Origin of the sequence: Arenibaculum sp., from assembly GCF_035998295.1 — a bacterium.
GTDB lineage: Bacteria > Pseudomonadota > Alphaproteobacteria > Azospirillales > Azospirillaceae > DASYHS01.
Genome location: NZ_DASYHS010000271.1, coordinates 1 through 14,838 on the forward strand (window position 1 = coordinate 1; position 14,838 = coordinate 14,838).

A 14,838-nucleotide genomic window follows, 5' to 3' on the forward strand; every position below is an offset into this window, starting at 1 on the left:
TCCGCCGAGGCTTCCATCCGGGCGGCGCTGATCACCGCCTGGGTGCGGTTCCTGACGTTCAGCGCCTTGAAGATCGCCGTGACGTGGATCTTCACCGTGCCCTCGGACAGGCCGAGATCCTTGGCGATCTGCTTGTTCGACTTGCCGTCCCGCAGGCAGCCGAGCACGTCCCACTGGCGCTGCGTCAGCGCGCCGCGCGCGCCGCCCGTCTCACGCTCCCTCGCCCCGGCGGCGCCGATCACGGCGGCGGGAGGGACGTAGGCGCCGCCCGCGAGCACCAGCTCCAGCGCGCCGAGCATCACCTGGACGCTGGACGACTTCGGCACGTAGGCGGCGGCGCCGTGGGCCATCGCCGCGCGCATGTCCGTCGTCGTCTCCGACGCCGAGACGACGACGACCGGCGCGCCCCGGCCCTTGTCCTTCAAGGCGCGGATGCCTTCGAAACCGGGCCAGCCCGGCATGTTGAGGTCGGTCAGGACCAGGTCCACCGCCCGGCCCTCGTCCAGGGCGGTCAGCATCTCGTCGTAGCTGCCGAAATGATGCACCTCGATCTCGGGGCGGGCGTTCCTGAACAGCCTCTCCAGGCCTTCGCGGAAAAGAGGATGGTCGTCCCCGATCGCTATGCGCATGGTCCCGTCACCTCGCCGCCTCAGGCCAGCCGGTTCCGCGGCCGTCCACCATTGGTAGTACGAAAGTATATCGGACACGGCGGAGTACACCAAGCGGTAATCAGGGCGGCAATCGGGGCGGCGATCATGCCGCCTGCGAATGGTCGCGCAGGTCCCGCTCGCTCTCGGCCCAGGCGGCGACCGCGGGCGGCATCGCGGGCGAGGCCACGGCCCGGCCGAGCAGGCGCAGCACCTCGGCCGGCGGCACGCTCGCGCGCCCGGCCAGGAACAGCCCCTTGACGATCGCATGGCAGGCGAGCTGGCCGCCGCGCGTCTCGAAGCGCTGCTCCATGTAGACCCATTTGTCGTCCCAGCACAGGATCCGCGTGCGCAGGACGTAGCGCTGGAACGGCGCCAGCGGCCGCCGGAAGCGCACCGTGGCGCCGCCCAGCACGGGCATCCACCGCTCCCGCAGCATGGCCCGCAGGAACCCCGCGCGGACGATCAGGTCCGTGCGGCCCAGGTCCATGATCGTCAGGTAGCGGCCGTTGTTCATGTGCAGGTTGACGTCCAGGTCGTTCGGCCAGACCCGGAAGGCGAGGACGGACGGGTCCATGAGGTCGCGGCGGCGGCCCAGGAGGGCCGCCGCCAGCACGCGGATCATGCGCAGGATCAGGTTCATGGCCGGTCAGAACGCCTCGGCCTCGACGTCCATCAGCGGCTTCGCGCCGGCGTTGACGGTGATGAACAGCGCGTTGACCTGGGGCAGGAGCTTGGCGAAGTAGAAGCGCGCGATCTTGATCTTGGCCTCGTAGAAGGCGTCCCGCCCCCCTGCTCCCCCGGCTGCCTCCTCGGCCAGCCGGCGCCGCGCGGTCTCGGCCATGCGCAGCCACATGAAGCCGAGCGCCACGAGGCCGAACATGCGCAAATAGTCGCTCGACGCCGCCCCGGCCTCCTCGGGGTCCGCCAGTCCGCGCTGCGCGACCAGCGCCGTCGCCTGCTGCAGCTTCGTGAACGCCTTCAGCAGCGGCAGCACGAACTCCGCGAGCCCCTCGTCCTCCATCCGCTCCTCGAGGTGGCGGCCGACGGGATGGAAGAAGTGGCGCAGCAGGCGGCCCATGTTCTGCGGCAGCTTGCGGCCGACGAGGTCGAGCGCCTGGATGCCGTTGGCGCCCTCGTAGATCTGGGTGATGCGGGCGTCGCGGACGTACTGCTCCATCCCGTAGTCGCGGATATAGCCGTGGCCGCCATGGATCTGGACGCCGAGATTGGTCGCCTCGAACGCGCAGTCCGTGAAGAACGCCTTCACGACCGGCGTCATCAGCGCGACGAGGTCGTCGGCCTCCTGGCGCGCGTCCGGGTCCGGGTCCCGCTCGGCCCGGTCGATGCTCAGCCCGATCCAGGCCGCGAGCGCGCGGGCGCCCTCGTTGTAGGCCCGCATCGTCAGCAGGCTGCGGCGCACGTCGGGATGGACGATGATCGGGTCGGCCGGCCGGTCGGGGGCCCGGGCGCCCGACAGCGCGCGGCCCTGGAGCCGGTCGCGGGCGTAGGCGACCGCGTTCTGGTAGCTGATCTCGGCCAGGCCCAGCCCCTGGATGCCGACCGCGAGCCGGGCCGCGTTCATCATCGTGAACATCGCCCGCATGCCCTTGTGCGGCTCGCCGACCAGCCAGCCCTTCGCGTCCTCGAAGTTCAGCACGCAGGTCGCGGACGCCTTGATGCCCATCTTATGCTCGATCGCGCCGCAGGCGACGCCGTTGCGGGCACCCGGCGTGCCGTCGGCGCGCGGCAGGAACTTCGGCACCACGAACAGCGAGATGCCGCGGGTGCCCTCCGGCGCGTCGGGCAGCTTCGCCAGCACGAGATGGACGATGTTCTCGGTCAGGTCGTGCTCGCCGGCCGAGATGAAGATCTTGGTCCCGGTGATCCGGTAGCCGCCGCCACCATCACCGTCGCCGCCGCCGTCCGGCACCGCGCGCGTGCGGATCATGCCGAGATCGGTGCCGCAATGGGGCTCGGTCAGGCACATCGTGCCGGACCAGGTGCCGTCGACCAGCTTCGGCAGGTAGAGCCGCTTCTGCTCCTCGCTGCCCCAGCGGTGCAGCGCGTTGTAGGCGCCGAGGCTCAGGCCGGGATACATGCCGAAGCTCATGTTGGCGGAGCTGATGAACTCCTCCATCACGAACTGCACGGTGTGCGGCAGGCCCTGTCCGCCATACTCGGGATCGGCGGACAGGCCGGTCCAGCCGCCCTCGATATAGGTGCGGTAGGCTTCCTTGAAGCCGGACGGCGTGTACACGACGCCGTTCTCGAAACGGCAGCCCTCCTCGTCGCCGGACTGGTTGAGGGGGAACAGCTCGTTCTCGCAGAGCTTGGCCCCCTCCTCCAGCACCGCCTCGATCAGGTCGGGCGTGTGCTCCTCGTGCCCCGGCAGGCGCGCCAGCGCGCCAAGGTCGAACACCTCGTTCAGGACGAAGCGGACGTCGTCCAGCGGTGCCTTGTAGGTCGGCATGTCTCGTCTCCCCAGGTCTGGCGGACCGTCCGATTCAGTTGCGCAGCGGCTTGCCGGTCTCGAGCATGTGCTCGATCCGGGCGATCGTCCTCGGCTCGCGGACGAGGTGCATGAACACCGCGCGCTCCAGCGCCGACAGGTCGGCCCCGGTCAGTACCCGCGTCACGTCGGTGTCCCCGCCGCTCAAGACCTCCGCCAGCCCTTCCGCGACCACGGCGTCGTGCCCGCTCGCCCGGCCCTGGGCGAGGAAGCCCTCGATCACGAGCCGCAGCGCGAGGCGCGCGGTCGGGCCGGGCAGCCGCAGCTCGACCGGCTCGGGCGGCGCGTAGTCCCCGGCCAGCTTCAGCGCCAGCGCCTTGGCGTCGGCCAGCAGCCGGTCGCGGTTCATGGTGATGCCGTCGCCGTCCCGCAGGAACAGCAGGTCCCGCGCCTCGGCCGCCGACTTGGCGACCTTGGCCGTGCCGATCGTCTCGAAGGCGGCGGCGATCGGCGGCATCGGGCCGCCCGGGCGCCGGCGGTTCGTCCAGTGGCGGGTCAGCAGCTCCTTGCAGCCGCCCCAGCCCGGCACCAGCCCGACGCCGACCTCGACCAGGCCGGCATAGGTCTCGGCATGGGCCTGGACCCGGTCGCAATGCAGCAGCAGCTCGCAACCGCCGCCCAGCGCCATGCCCGAGGGCGCGGCCACGACCGGGAAGGGTGCTGTCCTCAGCGCCTCGTAGACCTCCTGCCCCTCCTCGACCTGCTGCTCGATCTGGGGCCACAGCCCGATATTGACGGCGAACAGCGCGATGCCGAGATTGACGCCGACCGAGAAGTTCTCGCCCTCGTTATGGACGACGAGCGCCTTCCAGCGGCCCTTGCCGTCGCCGACCAGGCCGATCGCCTTGCGGATCATGGCCATGATGTCCGCGTCCAGCGCGTTCATCTTGCTCGTGAACTCCAGGCACAGCACGCCGTCGCCGACGTCCCACAGCGCAGATGAGCCGTTCTTAGCGACCGGGGCGGAGCCCCGCTTCACGTCGGACAGCAGCAGCACCCCCTCGGGCCGGGGCACGTCGGCATAGTCGCCGCCGGTCGCGAGATACTGCAGCCGCCCGCCCTCGACCCGGTAGAAGCCGCGGCCGCGGGCCAGGCGCAGCAGCGGCGGCACCGCCATGCCCTCGGCCTCCAGCGCGTCGGCGAGCCAGTCGGCGCCCAGCCGGTCGATCAGCTCGAACGGTCCGTATTTCCAGGCATAGCCGAGGCGCATCGCCTCGTCGACCGCCACGACCGTGTCGGCGATCTCCGGGACCAGGGCCGCCGAATAGGCCAGGGTCTGCAGCAGCACGCTGCGCGCGTAGCGCCCGCCCCTGTCGGGATGCTCGACCAGCGCCCGCAATCCGCCGCGCGCCGCCTCGACGCTGTCGAGGCGTGGCTTGCCCGTCTTGCGGTAGCGGCCGGTCCCGAGGTCGATCGCCTCCTTCACGCGGGCGCCTCCCTCGCGGCTCAGGCGGTAGAAGCCGCCCTTGCCCTTGCGGCCGGTCAGCCCCTCCGCGATCATGCGGCGCAGCAGCTCGGGCTCGCGGTGGATCGCGCGGTAGGGATCGTCGGGCGGCAGCGTGTCGAGCAGCGACCGGCTGATATGCGGCATCAGGTCCAGGCCGACCAGGTCGACCAGCCCGAAGATGCCGGTCTTCGGCACGCCCATCGGCCGGCCGGCGACGGCGTCCGCCTCCTCGACCGTCAGGCCGAGATCGAAGGCGGCGTTGATGCCGGCCTGGATCCAGAAGGTGCCGATCCGGTTGGCGATGAAGCCCGGCCGGTCCTTGCAGCGCACGACGCCCTTGCCGAGCGACCGGTCGGCGAAGCCCGTCACCGCCTCGACCGCCTCGGGCCGGGTGCGCTCGCCGGCGACGACCTCCAGCAGGCGCATGTAGCGCGGCGGGTTGAAGAAATGGGTGATCAGGAAGTCCTCGGCGAAGCGCCCGCCCTGGCCCTCTACCAGCTTCGAGAGCGGGATCGTCGAGGTGTTGGAGGACACGATCGATCCCGGCCGGCGCACGGCGTCGATGCGGGCGTACAGCTCGGACTTGACGCGGGGGTCCTCGACCACCGCCTCGACGATCCAGTCGGCCTCGGCCAGCCGGGCGAGGTCGTCCTCCAGGTTCCCCGGCGTCACCAGCTTCGCGTTGCGCCGGTGCATGAAGGGGGCGGGCTCGGTCTTCAGCATCCTGTCGATCGCCGAGCGGGCGAGCGTGCTGCGGTCGGCGGCACCCGCCGGCACGATGTCGAGCAGCAGGACGGGGATGCCGGCATTGGCGAGATGGGCGGCGATGCCGCTGCCCATCACGCCGGCGCCGATCACGGCTGCGCTTCGGATCTCCATGGGCCGGTCTCCTTCCACGCCGCTCACACCGCCTCGAGGACGGTCGCGATGCCCTGGCCGCCGCCGATGCACTGGGTGGAGAGCGCGAAGCGCCCGCCCTCGCGCTTCAGGAGCTGGGCCGCCTTGCCGGTGATGCGCGCCCCGGTGGCGCCGAGCGGATGGCCGAGCGCCAGCGCGCCGCCGTCGAGGTTGACCCTCGCCTCGGCGAAGCCGAGCTCGCGGGCGACCGCCATGGACTGGACGGCGAAGGCCTCGTTGCTCTCGACGATGTCCAGCTCGGCGACCGAGATGCCCGCGCGCTCCAGCGCCTTGCGCGAGGCCGGGACCGGGCCGATGCCCATGATCGTCGGGTCGCAGCCCGACACCGCGACCGAACGCAGCCGCGCCAGGATCGGCAGCCCGTTGGCGCGCGCGAACTCCTCAGTGGTGACGAGGGTCGCGGACGCGCCGTCGGTCAGCGGGCTGGAGGTGCCGGCGGTCACCATGCCCGACGCGTCGAAGGCGGGCTTGAGGCCGGCCAGCGTCTCGGCGTCGGTCTCCGGGCGGATGCAGCCGTCGGCGTCCACGACGCCGTCCGGGGTCTCGATCGGCACGATCTCGTCGGCGAACCGGCCGGCGGCGCGCGCGGCCGCCGCCTTGGCGTGGCTCGCGACGGCATAGGCCTCCTGGTCGGCGCGCGTGATCTGGTACTTGCGGGCGAGGTTCTCGGCCGTGGTGCCCATCGCCATGTAGGCGCCCGGCTCCGCCTCGGCCAGCTTCGGGTTGGGCATCGGGTTGAAGCCCGGCATCGGCACCCGGGTCATGGACTCGACCCCGCCGCAGACGAAGGCGTGGCCCGCGCCGAGCTGGATCGCGCCCGCGGCGACGTGGATCGCCTGCATGGACGAGCCGCAGAAGCGGTTGATCGTGGTGCCGGCGACGCAGCGCGGCAGGCCGGCGAGCATGCCGACGATGCGGGCGACGTTGAAGCCCTGCTCGCCCTCGGGGAACGCGCAGCCGAGGATCAGGTCCTCGATCTCGTCGGGATCGACGCCGCTGCGCGCGACCAGGGCCTTCACCACCTGGGCGGCCAGGTCGTCGGGGCGCACCCTGGCGAGCGCGCCCTTGTTCGCGAGCGTGAAGGGCGAGCGGGCGAAGCCCGCGATGACGACGTTCTTCATGATCTCGGCCCTCATGGTCTCGGCTCTCCTCGCCTGAAGCGCGCAGCCCCGCGGGGCTGCGCCGCGTTTCGTCCCGTCAGTCCCCGCCGCCCCCGGCGGCACCCCTGGCCCCGAGATGGGCGACGATCTGGCTCTCCAGCTCGGCCAGTTCGGCCAGCGTCTGCTCGACGTCGCGCAACTGCTCGCGCAGCTGCTCCTGGCGCTCGCGCCCGCGCCGCAGCAGGAAGCGCATCTGTTCGACCTGCTGGTCGTCCACGTCGTAGAGGTCGAGGAAGTCCTTGATCTCCGCGATCGTGAAGCCGAGCCGCTTGCCGCGCAGGATCAGGGCCAGCCGCCCGCGGTCGCGATGGCTGTAGACGCGGTTGAGCCCGTCGCGCGCCGGCGCGATCAGGCCCTGGTCCTCGTAGAAACGGATCGTGCGCGGCGTCACCTGGAACTCGGCGGCCAGCTCGCTGATCGTGCAGGTGCCTTCGCCGACCTCGTCCAGCATCGCGCCCTCCGCTAGGTGACGTTTACGTAAACGTAAGGTATGAGGCCGGGAACCACCTGTCAAGGCGCGGAGGGCGCCGGCTCGCTCCCGGCGCCGGCCGGGGCCGTCAGCCCCCGGACTTTTCCCGCTGCGCCTCCTCGTCCAGCAGCGCCTTGCGTGACAGCTTGCCGATCATGGTCTTCGGCAGCTCGTCGCGGATCTCCAGCAGCTTCGGGATCTCGATCGGGGACAGCTTGTCGCGCAGGAACCGGGCCAGGTCCTCCTGGGTCAGGGTATGGCCCTCGGCCAGCTTGACGTAGGCCTTCACGGTCTGGCCGCGGTAGGGGTCCGGGACGCCGGCCACCACGACCTCGGCCACCGCGGGGTGGAGGTAGACCGCCTCCTCGACGTTGCGCGGGTAGACGTTGTAGCCGCCGCACAGGATCATGTCCTTGATCCGGTCGACGATGTAGACGAAGCCGTCCTCGTCGATGTAGCCGACGTCGCCGGTGTGCAGCCGCCCGTCGACCAGGACGCCGGCCGTCTCCTCGGGGTGGTTCCAGTAGCCCTTCATCACCTGCGGGCCGCGGATGCACACCTCGCCCCGCTCGCCGAGCGGGAGCACCCGCGAGCGGTCCTCCAGGCTCACGATCTCGATCACGGTGCCCGGCACCGGCAGGCCGATCGAGCCGACCTTGTCGCTGCCCTTGATCGGGTTGATGGTCGCGACGGGGGAGGATTCCGTCAGCCCGTAGCCCTCGACCAGCGCGCAGCCCGTGCGCCGCTCGAACGCCGCCTTGACCTCCCCCGGCAGGGGGGCGCCGCCGGAGATGCAGAACACCAGCGACGACAGGTCGTAGCGGTCGATGCCCTCCATGCCGCCGATCGCGGTGTAGATCGTCGGCACGCCCATGAACAGCGTCGGCTTCTTCTCGTGGATCGTCTTCACGACCTGCAGCAGCTCGAATCGCGGCAGCATCACCAGCTCCGCCCCGATGTTGAGCGACAGGTTCATCACCGCCGTCATCGCGAAGACGTGGAAGAACGGCAGCACCGCCAGCATCCGCTCCTGGCCGAACCGCACCTCCGGGTACCAGAGGACGGACTGCACGGTGTTGGCGAAGATGTTCGCGTGCGTCAGCATCGCGCCCTTGGGCAGGCCGGTCGTGCCGCCGGTGTACTGGAGCACGGCGACGTCCTCGCGCGGGTCGATCGCGACCGGGCGGGGTGCTTGGGGACCGGCGATCAGCCGGGCGAAGGGGACGTGGCGGTCGTCCGCGGGGATCGCCGCCTTCTCCTTGCGCTTCAGGACGGGGAACAGCCAGCTCTTGGGCCAGGTCAGCGCGTCCTGCATGCGGCAGATCACGAGGCGCTTCAGGCGCGTCTCGCGCAGCACGCGCGCCATCTTGCCGTAGAGCACCGCGAGGTCGAGCGTGACGACCAGGTCGGTCCCGCTGTCCTCGATCTGCATCGCCAGTTCCCGCTCGGCATAGAGCGGGTTCATGTTCACGACCGTGCCGCCGGCCTTCAGGATCGCGAAGTAGAAGATCACGAAATAGGGGCAGTTCGGCAGGAACAGCCCGACCCGCACGCCCTTGCCGACGCCGAGCCCCTGCAGCCCCGCGGCCGCCCGGTCGACCAGACGGCCGATCTGCCCGTAGGTGTAGCGCTTGCCCAGGAAGTCGATGCAGGGCCGGTCGGAGAAGCGCGCGGCCGCCTCGTCGAACAGCTCGTGGAGCGGCTGCTCGGGAAGGCGCGCGCCCCAGTCCACGTCCGCAGGATAGGCCCGGTCCCAGGGACGGGCCGACCGCTCGATCGCCGCTTCACCCAATTGCCTGCTCCCCCTCGCCACGCCGTTCCGGCGCCCCTCAGTCCGGCCTCTTGCGAGGGTAGTTGACGCTTACGTAAAGATCAAGAACCCCCTCCTTTCGGACTATGCCAAGTGAAGTAAGCACGATGCCTTGGGCGTCCAGAAGGTTCGCAAGACTTTGGCGTGCCGCCGGCGAGACGGTGAATGAAAAATTACACTGGAGACTCGAAATTCACTGTGTCTAAAATCATGAGGCACGGTCATGCGGGTGACTGTCCGCCTGCCCGTACCGGAGGGTCCAACCGCGCTCGCGCGCTGCATTCGAAGGTTCCCGCACGTGTCCCGCTTCGATCAGAACAACGCCCTGTCTTTCGACGACGGCGCCCAGGCCAAAGCCCTGGTGAAATGGTTCAACGCGACCAAGGGCTTCGGGTTCGTCGCTCCGGCCGACGGCACGCCGGACGCCTTCCTGCACATCTCCGTGCTCAACCGCGCCGGCCTCCATGAGGTGACGGACGGCACGGAGCTGCTGTGCATGATCACCCGGGGGCCCAAGGGGCCGCAGGTCACCCGCATCGTCGAGGTGCTCGGCTCCGTCCCGGCAGCGCCGCGGCCGGCCTACTCCCATGCCGCTCCGCGGTCCTCCTACGGCTTCGAGCCGTCCGGCCCGGAGGCGGAGCTCTCGGGCACGGTGAAGTGGTTCAAGCCCGACAAGGGCTTCGGCTTCGTGACCGCGGGGGACGGCGACAAGGACGTCTTCATCCACAAGAGCGTGCTGCGGCGCTGCGGCGTGGACGACCTGGAGGCCGGGCAGCGCGTGCGCATGCGCGTCCAGGAGGCGTCCAAGGGCCGCGAGGCGACCTGGATCGACCTGCTGGACTGAGAGGCGACCCGGATCGCCCTGCTCGACCGAGCCGGGCGACCCGGGCCGGCTTCAGCTCTCGGCGGGATCGTTGGGCTGGTGGGGGAAGCCCGCCATCGGCCCGATCTGCCGGCGGTCGCGGGGCACGGCCATGTCGCTCTGCATGTAGAGCGCGATCAGCTCGGCCAGGCTCCTGAGCGCGTGCAGATGGGTGCGCTCGTAGCCGTGCGAGGCGTCCACCCCGAAGCAGACCAGCGCCGTGCGGATGTCGTTCCCGGCCTCGATCGCAGCCGCGCTGTCGCAGCGGTAGTAGCGGAACACGTCGCGCTGGTGGGCGATGTCGTAGTCGCGGCACAGCCCGAGCAGGCGCTGCGTCAGGTGCCAGTCGAAGGGCCCGGTCGAATCCGCCATCGCGACCGTGACCCCGGACTCGCGGCTGTTCTGGCCCGGCGCCGGGGTCGCGTTGTCGACCGTCACCATCTCGGCGACGTCGCCGTGCAGCACCGAGGACGCGCCCGAGCCGACCTCCTCGGAGATCGTGAACAGGAGCAGGCACTGCACCGGCAGCACCAGCCCGGCGTCGCGCACGGCCTTGGCGGCCGCGAACATCACCGCGACCCCGGCCTTGTCGTCGAGATGGCGCGAGTTGATGAAGCCGTTGGGCAGGAACTCCGGCTGCGGGTCGATGCCGACGATGTCGCCGACGTTGAACCCCAGCCGCAGCAGGTCGGCCTGGGTGGACGCCATGGCGTCCACGCGCAGCTCGACATGCGTCCAGCCGACCGGCTGGGTGTCGATCTCTTCGTTGAAGGTATGGCCGGACGCCTTGAGGGGCAGGATGGTGCCCCGGTAGGTGCCCCTGTCCGTAAACACCGTGCAGCGCGCGCCCTCGGCGAAGCGCGCCGACCAGGTGCCGATCGACACCAGTTCCAGCCGCCCGTTGGGCTTGAGCTGCTTCACCATCGCGCCCAGCGTGTCGACGTGGGAGACGACGGCCCGATGCGGCGAGCGCAGGTTTCCCTCCAGCTCGGCCCGGATCGCGCCGCGGCGCGTCAGCTCGAAGGGAATGCCGAGCCGCTTCAGCTCCTCGCCGCAGAAATGGACGATCTCGTCCGTGTAGCCGGCCGGGCTCGGAATCGCGAGCAGCCGGCCCAGCAGGTCGGTGAGATAGTCGGTGTCGATGACCGGTCGCACCGGCCCGGGTCCGATCGAGGCCGTATCCATGCCCTTCCTTCCTTTCTTGCGCGCACCCCCGACCAACCGGCCGGGGGTGGCGATCGTTTCGATAGGAGACCGATCGTCGCTCAGGATGCAATCGCGGAATGGGGGAAGAGGAGATCGATGAACCGCTCGGCGGTGGGCTGCGGCTCGTGGTTGGCGAGGCCGGGCCGCTCGTTCGCCTCGATGATGACGTAGTCCGGGCCCGACGGGCTCGGCACCAGGAAATCGAGGCCGACGACCGGGATCTCCAGCGCCCGCGCCGCCGCGCGGGCCGCGGTCACCAGGGCCGGGTGCAGGTGGTCGGTGACGTCGTGCAGCGTGCCGCCGGTGTGCAGGTTCGCGGTCTTGCGCACGGCGAGGCGCTCGCCGGCCGGCAGCACGTCGTCCATCGACCAGCCGTGCGACGCGACGCAGCGTTCGGTCTCGCGGTCCATGGGGATGCGGCTCTCGCCGCCGGTCGCCGCCGCGCGCCGCCGGCTCTGCGCCTCGATGAGCTGGGCGATCGTGTGCTCGCCGGTGCCGGTGACCTCGGCCGGCCGCCGGATCGCCGCCGCGACCACCTTGTAGTCGATCACGACGATGCGCAGGTCCTGCCCCTCGACGTACTGCTCCAGCAGCACGGTCTCGGCATGCGCGCGGGCGGCCTCGACTGCGTGCTCCACCTCCTCGGGCGTGCGCACGTCGACCGTGATGCCGCGCCCCTGCTCGCCGCGCGCGGGCTTGACGACCACGCTGCCGTGCTCGGCGAGGAAGGCGGCGTTCTCCCCGGCCCCCGCCGCCACCCGCTGGGCCGGCACGCGCAGCCCCTCCTTCTCCAGGCAGCGGCGGGTCACCGCCTTGTCGTCGCAGCGGCTCATCGCGACCGACGTCGTCAGCTCCGACAGGCTCTCGCGGCACGCGATCGACCGCCCGCCGAAGCTGAGGCGGAAGAAGGCGGCCTCCGCGTCCAGGACGTCGACCGCGATGCCGCGCCGCCGCGCCTCGTTGATGATGATCATCGCATAGGGGTTGAGCGCGTCTTCCGGCGGCGGGCCGGTGAACAGGCGCTCGTTGATGGCGTTGCGCGCCTTCAGCGCGAAGACCGGCACCCTCTGGAAGCCCAGCTTCTCGTACAGCGCGATCGCGTTGACGTTGTCGTGCAGCACCGACAGGTCCATGAAGGCTCGCCCGCGCGCCTGGAAATGCTCGGCCAGCATGCGCACCAGGCTCTCGCCGACGCCGGGGGCCGCCGCCTGCGGGTCGACGGCCAGGCACCACAGCGAGGAGCCGTTCTCCGGGTCGCCGAAGGCGTGCACGTGGTCGACGCCGGTCACCGAGCCGATCACCTCGCCGGTGGTCTCCTCCTCGGCGACGTAGTGGGTCAGGACGCGGCTGTTGCGGTTCTCGCGCAGGAAGGCGGGGTCCACCGGCACCATGCGGCGCGCGGCGTAGATGCGGTTCACCGCGCGGGCGTCGGCCAGGGTGCGCAGCCGGCGCAGCACGAAGCCCTTGGCCCGGCGCCGCGCCGGCCGGTACGTCGCCAGCCACAGCCGGTAGGTGTGGGACGGGTCGAGGAACAGCTCCTGCGGAGCGAGCGCCAGGACGACGTGGGGGTCGCGCAGGTACAGCGCGATGTCGCGCTGGCCCGGCCGCTCGGCCCGCAGCGACTGCGCGAGTGCGGCATGGTCGCGGAAGGTGTGGGCGAACAGCAGCCTGCCCCAGCCGCAGTCGACGGTGACGTTCTCGGGCAGGTCGGTGCCGGGGGCCGCGGCCCTGCCCTCGACCCAGTTGCGCAGGGTCAGCGCGCTGCGCCGTGCGAGCCGATGATCGATGCGCGCGAGAGCCATTATCTCATCCCCTCAGATGCCGTGGGTCTGGAGCCAGAATTCGAGCAGGGCCACCTGCCACAGCTTCGAACCCCTGAGCGGGGTGATGTGTGCCTCCGGATCGCCGAGGAGCCGGTCGACGTAGTCGCGCCGGAACAGCGACCGCTCGCGGGCCGCCGGCTGCTCCAGCACGTCGCGCACGAGCCCGAGGAACGGCCCGCGCAGGTATTTCAGCGCGGGGACCGGGAAATACCCCTTGGGCCGGTCGATGACCTCGGCCGGGACGACCCGGCGCGCGACCTCCTTGAGGACGTATTTGCCGCCCTGGCCGACCTTCAGCTCGGCCGGTATCCGGGCGGCCAGCTCGACCAGCTCGTGGTCCAGGAACGGGACGCGCGCCTCCAGCCCCCAGGCCATGGTCATGTTGTCGACGCGCTTCACGGGGTCGTCGACCAGCATGATCGTCGTGTCCAGGCGCAGCGCCTTGTCGACGGCGCGGTCGGCGCCGGGCCGGGCGAAATGCCGCTCGACGAAGGCCCGGCTCGGGTCGGTGTCGTCGAGATGCGCGGGGTTCAGCGCGTCCCGCATCTCGGCGTGGTCGCGGTCGAAGAACACCCGGCCGTAGGCCGCCGCCGCCTCGCGGCCGTCGGCGACGTCGAGCAGGGGCGGATACCAGTGGTAGCCGCCGAAGACCTCGTCGGCCCCCTGGCCGCTCTGGACGACGCGCACGTGCTTGGACACCTCGCGCGACAGCAGGTAGAAGCCGATCGCGTCGTGGCTGACCATCGGCTCGCTCATCGCCCGCACGCAGCCCTCGAGCGCCGGCAGCGTCTGCGAGCTGTCGACGAACAGCTTGTGGTGCTCCGTCCCGAACTCGCGGGCGATGACGTCGGAATAGCGGAACTCGTCGCCGGCCTCGTCGCCGACCGTCTCGAAGCCGATGGAGAAGGTCTGCAGCCCGCTCTGCCCCGCCTCGGCCAGCAGCGCCACGATCAGCGAGCTGTCGAGGCCGCCCGACAGCAGCACGCCGACCGGCACGTCGGCGACCAGGCGCCGCTCCACCGCCTTGCGCAGGCCGGCGAGCACGGCGTCCTGCCAGTCGCGCGCGTCCATCGCGCCGTCGCCCTCGGCCGGGGCGTAGACCGGGCGCCAGTAGGTCTCCTCGTGCCGGCGGCCGTCGGGCTCCACCGTCAGCAGCGTCGCCGGCGGCAGCTTGCGCACCCCCTTCAAGATCGTGTGCGGGGCCGGGACCACGGCGTGGAAGCTCATGTAGTGGTGCAGCGCCACCGGGTCGATCGAGGTGTCGACGTCGCCCGCCGCCACCAGCGCCGGCAGGGCCGAGGCGAAGCGCAGGCGGCCGGGGCTCTCGGCGATGTAGAGCGGCTTGATCCCGAGCCGGTCGCGGCCGAGCAGGACGCGCCCGCTGTCGCGCTCCCAGATCGCGAAGGCGAACATGCCCTGCAGGCGCTCGACGAAGCGGGGGCCCCAGGCGTGATAGGCCTTGAGCAGGACCTCCGTGTCGCCGTGCGAGAAGAACCGGTAGCCCTTCGCCCCCAGCTCCTCGCGCAGGGCCGGGTAGTTGTAGATGCAGCCGTTGAAGACGATCCCGAGCCCGAGCTCGGGGTCGATCATCGGCTGCTGGGACGCCGGCGACAGGTCGATGATCTGCAGGCGCCGATGGCCGAGCACCACCTGGCCGGCCCCGAAAAGCCCCGCCGCGTCGGGCCCGCGCGGCGCCATCACCTCGGCCATTCTCCCGACTGCGGATGAGTCGGGTTGACGGTCGTCGAGGCGGATCTCGCCGCAGATGCCACACATGGCGGTTCCCTTCCGTTGTTCTTCCGAGAGGACCGGCGCGCGAGCCGGCAAAAAGTCGAAGGTGGGAATTCCAGAGGCGATTTCAAGATCAACCAACCTTCATACCCAATCCGTGGGACCCGGCGCGGGCAAGTACCCGAAATATCGCTGAAGTACAGACAGGGCTCGCCTCCAAAAATTTTCGCCGAACTCAACCCGTATTTACCCG

At 70.7% G+C, this 14,838-nt stretch carries 12 protein-coding genes; 2 read left to right on the top strand and 10 right to left on the bottom strand.

Annotation, left to right across the window (positions count from 1 at the left end; all coding sequences use genetic code 11):
- The 7 genes from VGO20_RS25535 to VGO20_RS25565 form a co-directional block, all read right to left on the bottom strand.
- Positions 1-629, bottom strand: a 629-nt coding sequence (locus VGO20_RS25535) for a response regulator transcription factor (protein WP_327505227.1), incomplete at its 3' end; no start/stop codon positions are given.
- 124 nt (positions 630-753) lie between these two features.
- Positions 754-1,290: a thioesterase family protein gene (locus VGO20_RS25540; protein ID WP_327505228.1), complete on the bottom strand. Its 537-nt coding sequence runs from the start codon at positions 1,288-1,290 to the stop codon at positions 754-756.
- A 6-nt stretch (positions 1,291-1,296) separates the two neighbouring features.
- On the bottom strand, positions 1,297-3,120 hold the full coding sequence (locus VGO20_RS25545) for an acyl-CoA dehydrogenase C-terminal domain-containing protein (protein WP_327505229.1): 1,824 nt from the start codon (positions 3,118-3,120) through the stop codon (positions 1,297-1,299).
- Between the two features lie 34 nt (positions 3,121-3,154).
- Entirely contained in the window at positions 3,155-5,485 is a 2,331-nt protein-coding gene (locus VGO20_RS25550) for a 3-hydroxyacyl-CoA dehydrogenase/enoyl-CoA hydratase family protein (RefSeq protein WP_327505230.1), read from the bottom strand.
- A gap of 23 nt (positions 5,486-5,508) precedes the next feature.
- Entirely contained in the window at positions 5,509-6,645 is a 1,137-nt protein-coding gene (locus VGO20_RS25555) for a thiolase family protein (protein WP_327505237.1), read from the bottom strand.
- A 76-nt stretch (positions 6,646-6,721) separates the two neighbouring features.
- Positions 6,722-7,135, bottom strand: a complete 414-nt coding sequence (locus tag VGO20_RS25560; RefSeq protein WP_327505231.1) for a MerR family transcriptional regulator — start codon at positions 7,133-7,135, stop codon at positions 6,722-6,724.
- 106 nt (positions 7,136-7,241) lie between these two features.
- Positions 7,242-8,945: a long-chain-fatty-acid--CoA ligase gene (locus VGO20_RS25565; protein ID WP_327505232.1), complete on the bottom strand. Its 1,704-nt coding sequence runs from the start codon at positions 8,943-8,945 to the stop codon at positions 7,242-7,244.
- Positions 8,946-9,261: 316 nt separating this feature from the next.
- On the opposite strand from VGO20_RS25565, the gene VGO20_RS25570 reads away from it, so the two are divergent.
- Complete coding sequence (locus VGO20_RS25570) at positions 9,262-9,807, top strand: cold-shock protein (protein WP_327505233.1); 546 nt, start codon at positions 9,262-9,264, stop codon at positions 9,805-9,807.
- A 51-nt stretch (positions 9,808-9,858) separates the two neighbouring features.
- Here VGO20_RS25570 and VGO20_RS25575 read toward each other — a convergent pair whose 3' ends face one another.
- From VGO20_RS25575 to VGO20_RS25585, 3 genes are all read right to left on the bottom strand, one after another.
- Positions 9,859-11,010: an osmoprotectant NAGGN system M42 family peptidase gene (locus VGO20_RS25575; protein ID WP_327505234.1), complete on the bottom strand. Its 1,152-nt coding sequence runs from the start codon at positions 11,008-11,010 to the stop codon at positions 9,859-9,861.
- A gap of 80 nt (positions 11,011-11,090) precedes the next feature.
- Entirely contained in the window at positions 11,091-12,833 is a 1,743-nt protein-coding gene (gene ngg, locus VGO20_RS25580; protein WP_327505235.1) for an N-acetylglutaminylglutamine synthetase, read from the bottom strand.
- Between the two features lie 12 nt (positions 12,834-12,845).
- Entirely contained in the window at positions 12,846-14,630 is a 1,785-nt protein-coding gene (locus VGO20_RS25585; RefSeq protein WP_327505236.1) for an N-acetylglutaminylglutamine amidotransferase, read from the bottom strand.
- Here VGO20_RS25585 and VGO20_RS25590 point away from each other — a divergent pair.
- Positions 14,589-14,838, top strand: a 250-nt coding sequence (locus tag VGO20_RS25590; protein WP_327505238.1) for a hypothetical protein, incomplete at its 3' end; no start/stop codon positions are given. The genes VGO20_RS25585 and VGO20_RS25590 overlap by 42 nt on opposite strands.